This is a genomic window from Exiguobacterium sp. A1_3_1, from assembly GCF_048985645.1.
Classification (GTDB): Bacteria; Bacillota; Bacilli; order Exiguobacteriales; family Exiguobacteriaceae; genus Exiguobacterium_A; species Exiguobacterium_A indicum.
The window spans coordinates 1-7,445 of sequence record NZ_WBYY01000162.1; the positions used below are offsets into that span (position 1 = coordinate 1).

At 47.4% G+C, this 7,445-nt stretch carries 6 protein-coding genes and 1 other annotated feature; of the genes, 5 read left to right on the top strand and 1 reads right to left on the bottom strand.

The annotated features are described in order from the left end of the window. A partial coding sequence (gene guaB, locus F8N00_RS14575) for an IMP dehydrogenase (protein ID WP_421018449.1) occupies positions 1-1,360 on the top strand: 1,360 nt, incomplete at its 5' end. Positions 1,361-1,402: 42 nt separating this feature from the next. On the opposite strand, the gene F8N00_RS14580 is transcribed toward guaB, so the two are convergent. Further along, on the bottom strand, positions 1,403-2,806 hold the full coding sequence (locus F8N00_RS14580; RefSeq protein ID WP_075643186.1) for a PLP-dependent aminotransferase family protein: 1,404 nt from the start codon (positions 2,804-2,806) through the stop codon (positions 1,403-1,405). A gap of 116 nt (positions 2,807-2,922) precedes the next feature. Here F8N00_RS14580 and pdxS point away from each other — a divergent pair, with 116 nt between their 5' ends. The 4 genes from pdxS to serS all read left to right on the top strand — a co-directional run bounded on the left by pdxS (position 2,923) and on the right by serS (position 7,268). Continuing rightward, positions 2,923-3,810: a pyridoxal 5'-phosphate synthase lyase subunit PdxS gene (gene pdxS, locus F8N00_RS14585; RefSeq protein WP_075643185.1), complete on the top strand. Its 888-nt coding sequence runs from the start codon at positions 2,923-2,925 to the stop codon at positions 3,808-3,810. Then, positions 3,804-4,382, top strand: coding sequence for a pyridoxal 5'-phosphate synthase glutaminase subunit PdxT (gene pdxT, locus F8N00_RS14590; RefSeq protein WP_055969536.1), 579 nt, complete (start codon positions 3,804-3,806; stop codon positions 4,380-4,382). The genes pdxS and pdxT overlap by 7 nt, the downstream gene beginning before the upstream one ends. 91 nt (positions 4,383-4,473) lie before the next feature. Beyond that, complete coding sequence (locus tag F8N00_RS14595; protein WP_075643184.1) at positions 4,474-5,709, top strand: D-alanyl-D-alanine carboxypeptidase family protein; 1,236 nt, start codon at positions 4,474-4,476, stop codon at positions 5,707-5,709. A gap of 12 nt (positions 5,710-5,721) precedes the next feature. Next, positions 5,722-5,929: a binding site (T-box leader), on the top strand. A gap of 61 nt (positions 5,930-5,990) precedes the next feature. Then, positions 5,991-7,268 (top strand): serine--tRNA ligase, encoded by a 1,278-nt coding sequence (serS, locus tag F8N00_RS14600; protein ID WP_421018450.1) that lies wholly within the window; start codon positions 5,991-5,993, stop codon positions 7,266-7,268. The last annotated feature ends 177 nt before the right edge of the window (positions 7,269-7,445 follow it).

Sequence of the window (7,445 nt, forward strand, 5' to 3'; positions counted from 1 at the left end):
ATGTGAAGGGATCACACTTAATATTCCGTTGATCAGTGCTGGGATGGATACCGTCACAGAAGCACCGATGGCAATCGCAATGGCACGTCAAGGTGGTCTTGGTGTCATTCATAAGAATATGTCAATGGAAGAACAAGCAGAACATGTCGATCGCGTCAAACGTTCTGAAAATGGTGTCATCACGAATCCGTTCTATTTGACGCCAGAGCGTCAAGTCTACGATGCTGAGTATTTGATGAGTAAGTACCGCATCTCTGGTGTTCCAATCGTTAATAACGAAACAGAGCGTAAATTAGTAGGGATTTTGACGAACCGTGATCTTCGTTTCGTCAAGGATTACTCGACTGTCATTGAAACGGTGATGACGACAGAAGAACTCGTGACAGCAAAAGTTGGTACGTCCCTTGCTGAAGCAGAACAGATTCTCCACAAACATCGCATCGAAAAGTTACCACTCGTTGATGAGAACGGTGTATTAAAAGGGTTAATCACGACAAAGGATATCGAAAAAGTCGAACAGTATCCACATGCTGCGAAAGATCAGTTCGGACGTTTACTCGTCGCAGCAGCTGTCGGCGTAACGAAAGACGCTTCGACACGTGCAAAGTTCCTTGTCGATGCAGGTGTCGATGCACTCGTCGTCGATACGGCACACGGTCACTCAGAAGGTGTTCTTCTCAAAGTACGTGAACTTCGTGAAGAATATCCAAACTTACCAATCATTGCGGGTAACGTTGCGACGGCAGAAGCAACACGCGATTTAATTGAAGCCGGTGCATCTGTCATCAAAGTTGGTATCGGACCTGGTTCGATCTGTACGACACGTGTTGTCGCAGGCGTCGGTGTACCACAAATCACAGCCGTCTTCGATTGTGCGACAGAAGCACGGAAACATGGTGTCTCAATCATCGCTGACGGTGGCATCAAGTATTCTGGAGATATCGTAAAAGCACTTGCTGCTGGCGGTCACGCTGTCATGCTCGGAAGCTTACTTGCAGGAGTAGAAGAGAGCCCAGGTGAGATGGAAATCTACCAAGGACGTCAATTCAAAACGTACCGTGGTATGGGTTCTGAAGCATCGATGAAACGCGGTAGCCAAGATCGTTACTTCCAAGAAGCAGACAAGAAGTTCGTTCCAGAAGGAATCGAAGGACGTGTCGCTTACCGTGGTAAACTCGGCGATTCGGTGTACCAACTCGTTGGTGGTATTCGTTCAGGTATGGGATACTGTGGCGCTGCAACGTTAGAAGAATTGCGTGAAGAGACACAGTTCATCCGTATGACGGGCGCTGGTTTGCAAGAGAGCCACCCGCACGATATTCAAATTACAAAAGAAGCATCGAACTATACACGTCAATAAACAAAAGCCTCGTCTTTCTCTAGTAGAAAGGCGAGGCTTTTTTCATGATGATTTATGCAAATCCCACGCGTCCATCAACAATCGTAATCCTTCCATCAACTCTTGCTCAGAGAGACTCGCAAATCCAAGTACGATTTGAGGTGTACCAGAGAGAAGCGGTAACTGGGCATATTGAGAAAGACCGTATACTTGGATGCCTTGTTGTTGTGCCCGCTTTACGAGCTCCGGCTCCGTCATCCCGTTCGCTACGGAAACGACGACATGGAGTCCCGCACTTTCGCCGGTCAATCGTAAGGCAGGAATCCGGCGAAGTGATTGGATTAAGACGTCGAGCTTGCGACGATAGACTTTACGCATCCGGTTGAGATGTCGTTCAAAGTCGCCCTCTTTCATGAAGCGCGTCAAGATCGTTTGATCGAAGCGCGAGACACTACAGGTATAGTGTGATAGTTCTGTTTGATACCGAGCGCGTAAGACTTCGGGTAAGACCATATAACCGATCCGTAGTGAAGGCATGAGTGATTTTGAGAAAGTACTCATGTAAATGACACGATTGCTGTCCATGTTGTGTAAAGACGGAATCGATTTACCGCTGTAGCGGAATTCGCTATCATAGTCGTCTTCGATGATAAAACGGGTCGGATCCATTGCCGCCCAGTTCAACAACTGATGTCTTCGGTTGACGGATAAGATGCTACCGGACGGAAATTGATGTGCCGGTGTGACATACATGACATCGACGTTTGATTCCTGTAAGTGATCGATCCGTAATCCATTCGCATCAACACGAATCGGTTCAATCATGCGTTCATGATTTTCAAGTAATAGGCGTGTCGTATGATAACCGGGATCCTCGATACCGTACGTGACGTCGCGTCCCAGTAAGAAGAGGACGAGCGGCAACAATTGCTCGACACCTGAACCGACGACGATTTGTTCAGGAGAACAGACGACACCACGGGAATGATAGAGATAGGTCGCAATCTCTTCGCGTAGCGCTAGATCGCCTTGCGGATGACCGAGTGAGACAAGTGGGTGGTGATCGGTATCGATGATATCTTTGGCATACTTTCGCCAACGAGCGAACGGGAAAGAGATCCCTTCAATCTTACTTGGATGAAAATCATATGTGATGATTGGTTTTTCTTTAGTGACACGTGGTTCGATGACGGGTGAGGTTTTAACGTAAGCGAGTTCCTCATAGGCAAGAACGAAGTAACCTTTACGTGAGATGGATTCGACATATCCTTCTGCGACGAGTTGTTGGTAAGCAAGCTCAATCGTCGTTTGACTTAAGTTCAAAAATTGACCGAGTTTTCGTTTAGATGGTAATTTTGTGCCGTATGCTAAACGACCGGCAATGATTTCATTTCGGATCTGTTGATAAAGTTGTTCATAAAGTGGTTTTTCCTGATTACGCGTGAGTTGAAATGATAGCATGTCCATCTCGTCTGACTCCTTCTTCGTAAACTGACCTGTTGAAATCATCATAAGCTGATACTTTTAAAAGTGTCAACATTCCGTATACTAAAGGAGTGAAAGTCAACCAAGGGGGAATGGATATGGAACGTCAACAAGGAACGGATCGTGTCAAACGTGGAATGGCTGAAATGCAAAAGGGTGGCGTCATCATGGATGTCGTCAATGCGGAACAAGCGAAGATTGCGGAAGCAGCAGGTGCTGTTGCAGTCATGGCACTTGAACGTGTCCCGTCTGATATTCGTCGTGATGGAGGCGTCGCACGAATGGCAGATCCATTGATTACGGAAGAAGTACTCGGAGCGGTCTCAATTCCCGTCATGGCAAAATGTCGGATTGGTCATATCGTCGAAGCGCGTGTTCTCGAATCGATGGGGGTCGATTTCATCGATGAGAGCGAGGTGCTGACTCCGGCAGATGAACAATATCATTTACTTAAGTCGGAGTTCACCGTGCCGTTCGTCTGTGGCGCACGTGATCTTGGGGAAGCTGCTCGTCGCATCGCCGAAGGAGCCGCGATGATTCGGACGAAAGGTGAACCTGGAACTGGGAACGTCGTCGAAGCCGTTCGTCATATGCGACAAATTCAAGCACAATTGAATCAGATTTTACATGTCAGTCCAGATGAATTGATGACATTTGCGAAAGAATGGGGTGCTCCGTACGAAGTATTACGTGATATTCGGACACAGGGACGTCTACCGGTCGTCAACTTTGCAGCCGGGGGAGTCGCGACACCAGCTGATGCCGCACTCATGATGCACCTAGGGGCAGATGGTGTCTTCGTCGGATCGGGGATCTTTAAATCAGAACACCCAGAACGTGTCGCTCGAGCGATTGTCGAAGCCGTGACGTACAAAGATGATTTTGAACGGATCGCGTCTTTATCTAAAGGACTCGGAACAGCAATGAATGGAATCGATGTCACATCGATGCCATTTGAGGAACGGATGGCGACACGCGGATGGTAATCGGTATTCTTGATGTTCAAGGTGCGGTCCGTGAACATCGACAGCAGCTGGAAGGTCTTGGTGTCGATGTCGTTCTCGTCAAACAAGCGAGCGATCTCGAGAAACTGGATGGACTTGTCTTACCAGGAGGCGAATCGACCGCGATGCGTCGATTGATCGAACGCTATGAATTACTGGAACCGCTTCGGGAAAAAGCGGCGACGTTACCGATGTTCGGAACATGTGCCGGAATGATTCTACTCGCAACCGCTGTCGAAGCAGGACAAAGCCATCTCAACGCGATTTCGATGACAGTCCGTCGGAATGCTTTCGGTCGACAAATCGATTCATTTGAAGGATTGCTACCGGTTGAAGGAATTGAGGAACCAATCGAGGCAGTGTTCATTCGAGCACCATTGATTCTGTCTGTCGGGGAAGGAACACGAGTGATTGCGAAAGTCGAAGAGCAAATCGTTGCTGTCGAGACATCGCTACACCTCGCGTGCTCGTTTCATCCTGAATTAACGGAAGATAATCGTTTACATCAGTATTTTTTACAAAAAATCAAACAGCGGCAATCCGTCCGTTCATAAAGCGTGGAAGCATCTGACAGTCTCTACTGTCGGATGCTTCTTTTGTGCTACACTATTCGTACAATGAATGATTAAGTGAGGGAGAGACACGATGAAGCGAATCTTGCTACTCTGCTTGAGTATACTGATGCTCACAAGTTTTCCTATGACGGGACAAGCAGCACCTTCGATTCAAGCAGAGTCTTACATATTGGCCGATGCGGTCACAGGGAAAATCCTCCTTCAATCGGAAGCGGATGTTTCTCTACCACCAGCTTCGATGACGAAGTTGATGACGCTTTACCTCGTCCGGCGACAAATCGAACTCAAAAAACTGACGTGGGATCAAAAAATCATACCAAGCAAGAAAGTCTTAAAACTAGCAAAAACGTCTGGTATCACTCGTGTACCAGTAAAACCAAAAACATATACGGTTCGCGAAATGTATAATGCGGCGTTCATTCAATCAGCTAATGATGCAGCGGTCATGCTAGCCGAAACCGTCGCTGGTTCAGAAGCGACGTTCGTTGAAAAGATGAATGAGACAGCAAAACAGTTCGGAATGAACGACACGGAGTATGCGAACGCGTCTGGACTTGATGCTGTCGATGCGACCCTTCCAGGAACGAATTTGATGACAGCGACCGATATCGCGTTACTTGTCATCCGTTATATCAAGGATTACCCGGATGTCCTCGATGTGACGAGCAAAGCACAGATGAAACTCGATGGAGAAGTCTTGAACAACTCGAATAAGATGCTAGCGAAGGAAAAATTCGCATATGCTGGCATGCGAGGAATGAAGACGGGAATGACCGATTTAGCTGGTTACTGTTTTGTTAGTGTGACGACACGAGATAACATGACGCTTGTTACAGTCGTGATGCGAACGGATTCGGATCAAGCCCGTTTTCGGGAAACGAAAAAACTACTCGATTATGGCTTTGCGACGTTCGAACCACTAACGTATTACGGAAAAGGAGAACGGATTAAAGACGTTCTTCCGATTAAAGGGGCAACCGTCCGTAAGCTAGATGTCGTCACGGAGGGCTCATTGTATGTGACGGTATCGAAGCGAGCATCGACACGGGAACCACGGTTTGATTTCTCTAAAACGACGGCACCCGTCACAAAACAAGAAGTCGTCGGAACGGTGCAAGTCGCGGATGACGGTATATATCTACCTGGTTTTGAAACACCACGCGTGAATTTGTATAGTGCAACTGCCGTTCAACTCGCAAGTGTACCGACGCGTCTCGTCCGCGCTTGGACGGCTTGGTCGAAGCGAATTGAGCAAGCGATTCAACAATCGGCTCTTGTCAACCTCCAAGGCGATGGTGTAAAGTAAAGCTAATCTCATAAAGATGCTATGAACGGACCAAGTAGATATATCGATACTGTTAAGAGAGCTAGTGGGTGGTGTGAACTAGTCAGATCGATGGATTGAATCGAGCCGGATCGCACACCTTGCGAACAAGGTGCGGGTACGCCCGTTATCGCGTCTTAAGTTGGCTAGATGTGTCTAGCAATGAGGGTGGCAACGCGGATCCAGGTGATTCGTCCCTTTTCGGTAGGAATACCGGAAAGAGACGAGTCGCCTTTTTTTATGACATAAAGGAGGAATTACAGATGATTGATATTAAACGATTACGCCAAGATTTTGACGCCATTCAAGAGAAGTTAGCGCACCGAGGAGAGGACTTGACGGACATGAAACGTTTCCTCGCACTTGATGAGAAACGTCGAGAATTAATTGCGCGGACAGAAGTATTGAAAGCAGAACGAAATGAAGCAACGAAAAAAATCGCTGAACTGAAACGTAATAAGGAAAATGCAGATGAAGCGATCGCTGCGATGCGAAGTGTCGGAGACGAAATCAAGACGCTTGACGACGAGTTACGTGAAGTCGAAGCGACATTGAACCAGCTGCTCCTTGGTATCCCGAACATTCCACATGACAGCGTACCAGTCGGTTCTTCTGAGGACGATAACGTCGTCGTGCGTGAAGTCGGGGACAAACCAGCGTTTGATTTCGAAGCAGTTCCACACTGGGATTTGATGGAGCAATTAAAAATCGTCGACGTCGAGCGTGCCGGAAAAGTCACAGGTAGCCGTTTCGTCTTTTACCGCGGAGCGGGTGCGCGTCTTGAGCGGGCATTGATTAACTTCATGATGGATCTTCACCAAGATCAGCACGGCTACACAGAAATCTTACCACCACTTATGGTCAACCGTGACTCTATGACAGGAACAGGACAATTGCCGAAGTTCGAAGAGGATGCATTTAAAGTCGAAGAAACGAACTACTTCCTCGTACCGACAGCAGAAGTTCCGGTGACGAACATGCACCGTGAAGAAATCCTAACAGCTGATCAGTTACCGATTGGTTATGCAGCGTACAGCCAATGTTTCCGTTCAGAAGCAGGTTCTGCCGGACGCGATACACGTGGATTGATTCGCCAGCACCAATTCAATAAAGTTGAGCTCGTTCGTTTCGTCAAGCCAGAAGAGTCTTACGAACAACTCGAATTGTTAACGGGACAAGCGGAAACAGTCTTGAAAAAGCTGAAGCTGCCGTATCAAGTATTGAGCATGTGTACAGCTGATCTCGGGTTCACGGCTGCGAAGAAATACGACATCGAAGTCTGGATGCCAAGCCAAGGCGTCTACCGTGAAATCTCTTCTTGTTCAAACTTTGAAGATTTCCAAGCACGCCGGGCGCAGATTCGTTTCCGCCGCGAAGCGAACGCAAAACCAGAATTCGTTCACACGTTAAACGGTTCTGCCCTTGCAGTTGGTCGGACAGTAGCTGCGATCTTAGAGAACTACCAGCAAGCGGATGGATCAGTTGTTATTCCAGAAGTGCTTCGTCCATACATGGGTGGTCTTGAAGTGATTCAAGCTTAAGTCAGAAGGGGGAGTAATCCCCCTTTTTGTATTTTAAAAAGTTTTTTTAGAAAAGGTCTTTACACGTTAAAAGGCAGATGCTATCATAATTAATGTCAGGAAAACAACCGAGTCATAACATTGTTATGAGAAGTACGGAGGCGTACTCAAGTGGTTTAAGAGCTGTCTCTTATACAC

Coding starts and splice junctions, on each gene's coding strand:
- F8N00_RS14580 (WP_075643186.1), bottom strand. CDS start 2,806: ATGGACATGCTATCATTTCAACTCACGCGTAATCAGGAAAAACCACTT.
- pdxS (WP_075643185.1), top strand. CDS start 2,923: ATGGAACGTCAACAAGGAACGGATCGTGTCAAACGTGGAATGGCTGAA.
- pdxT (WP_055969536.1), top strand. CDS start 3,804: ATGGTAATCGGTATTCTTGATGTTCAAGGTGCGGTCCGTGAACATCGA.
- F8N00_RS14595 (WP_075643184.1), top strand. CDS start 4,474: ATGAAGCGAATCTTGCTACTCTGCTTGAGTATACTGATGCTCACAAGT.
- serS (WP_421018450.1), top strand. CDS start 5,991: ATGATTGATATTAAACGATTACGCCAAGATTTTGACGCCATTCAAGAG.